The 1,911-nt window shown below is 41.5% G+C and carries 1 pseudogene; it reads left to right on the top strand.

What is annotated here, in order from left to right:
• Positions 1-1,839 (top strand): annotated as a pseudogene (locus ACTWQB_RS17160) (hypothetical protein); the annotation flags it as partial.
• Positions 1,840-1,911 lie beyond the last annotated feature (72 nt).

Here is a 1,911-nt window from a genome sequence, read left to right as displayed (position 1 = left end):
TATTTCTTTGAATTTATGAAAGATTTGTTAATCGTCACTATATTACTTTTTAATCTTCCATTATTATTTGGCATGATATTCCAGCTCAACGATGCCATTATCTCATCCATACAATCTGGATTTTCAAGTCAAGAATTGGGGTCGTTAGAAGACATCGAGGAGGCTTTAGATGAAGAAACAGGAGTCATTGGTTATTTAGTTATTCAACTTGTTCTCGTGGTACTAGGTATTTGGGCTTTTTTCTACTACACGATGCGTAAAATTACACTTGCGATCTTAATGGTGGTGAGTCCATTAATTGTCGCATTGTACCTAAACCAATCAACCAAACCGCTACTTGGTAACTTTTTGAAGGAATTTGCGGGAACAACACTCGTCCAATCAATCCACGCAGGGACATTTTATTTAATTTCTGCATTTGCGATTAGCAGTGATGGTTGGATGGAGCAGATTTTCTTCTTCATTTTATTTATCCCAATTGGTGAAGCTATGAAATCATTATTTGGTTTACAAGCCAATACACAAGGTGGTTTATCAAGGTTTGCGAAAGGAACGGGTATGGCTGGCGGTATAGCTATGTTAAGTGCGACAAAAGGAGCTTTACAAGGTAAAAACCCTGTTAAAGCAGCAGATGAACTTCGTCGAGGTAATATTCAAGGTTCCGATAAAATGAAACCTCAAGCGTCAAGTGGTTCATCCAGCCCATCAACACCTAGCAAAGTCAGTGGTGGAACAAATGGTTCTCCATCACAACCATTACCACATAATGATCGTAGCTTGAATGCTCCGAAAGAAACATATAAAGGTGCGATGAACAAAGACACTAGTCGCATGATGCGTGCCGGTAAAATCGCCGCTGGCGCAGGTAAGATAGGTGGAGCAGCATTACTTGGAACGGCAGGTATGGCATTAGGACCAGGTGGAGCCGTAGCAGGCGCATTAGGTGGTAGTTTAGCAGGCGGTGCTGTTGGTGGATTTGTCGGTCGTGGTTCAATGGCAGCGGGGAACGCCGTTAAAAATTCAGGGCCAATGGTATCTGCTGTCTCTGAAGCAACGAAGGAAGGGTTTAAAGAAGCTAAGCAATGGCGAACACATGCGGGTGCAGAACAAAGCCATTCAAGTAACTTAGGGATTGCGACAGGAGCAAAAGGTGCTCTTAAAGGTGTCGGACAAGGCGTTAAACGAGGTGGAAGTCGAGGCTATCAATCTGCTAATAATCAAAAAATAGATAAAGAGTTTGGCAAAGGGATGCATCAAGTTCCTGGTATGAAAGAAACGTTTAAACAGCGTCAACGTCAACAAGCAGTAGGACATTTAGCTGGGACGTTTGGAGGCGAAACCGCCTATCATAAGGCATCTAAATTGATGGAGAAACCAACAGCAACAACCAAGACTCCTAAAGAAATCCAATCAATGGCCAAAAAAGACTCAAATGGAAATGTAGCCAAAGGGGCGGTTGAAAAAATTTCAACTGGAAATCATTCATTCCTTCAAGTCACGGATCAACAAGGCCAAAAACAAATCGTCTCAAACATGGATGGTGGAAACTTATCATTGAAAAAAGGTGAATTTCAGTCAGTTGATTTATCAAGTCAATTAAATTCTATGGAAGAACCGTCCCAGGCATTTAGCGATTATGTATCGCCAACGACCATGCGTACGGATACGCCAGCTCAACAACTAAGTCAAGTTGGTAGTGTCCAAAATGTTCAGTATGGACAACCGAAAAAGCCAACTGCTAATAAATCTAGTAGCACAGCTCAACCAAATATCGAGACTGAAAAGCGTAACGCGAAACGTCAACAAACAAATAAAAAACGTGTAACGCAAACACTTTAAGATTTTTGAGGTGCAACGATTATGAGAGAAGAAGATCAACAACAGCAGAAAATTGGGGGACAAGCTAGAGAA

The sequence above is a fragment of the Piscibacillus sp. B03 genome (assembly GCF_052246295.1).
GTDB lineage: Bacteria > Bacillota > Bacilli > Bacillales > Alkalibacillaceae > Piscibacillus.
The sequence above is the reverse complement of the archived record's forward strand: the minus strand, read 5'-3'. Positions and strand labels throughout refer to the sequence as shown.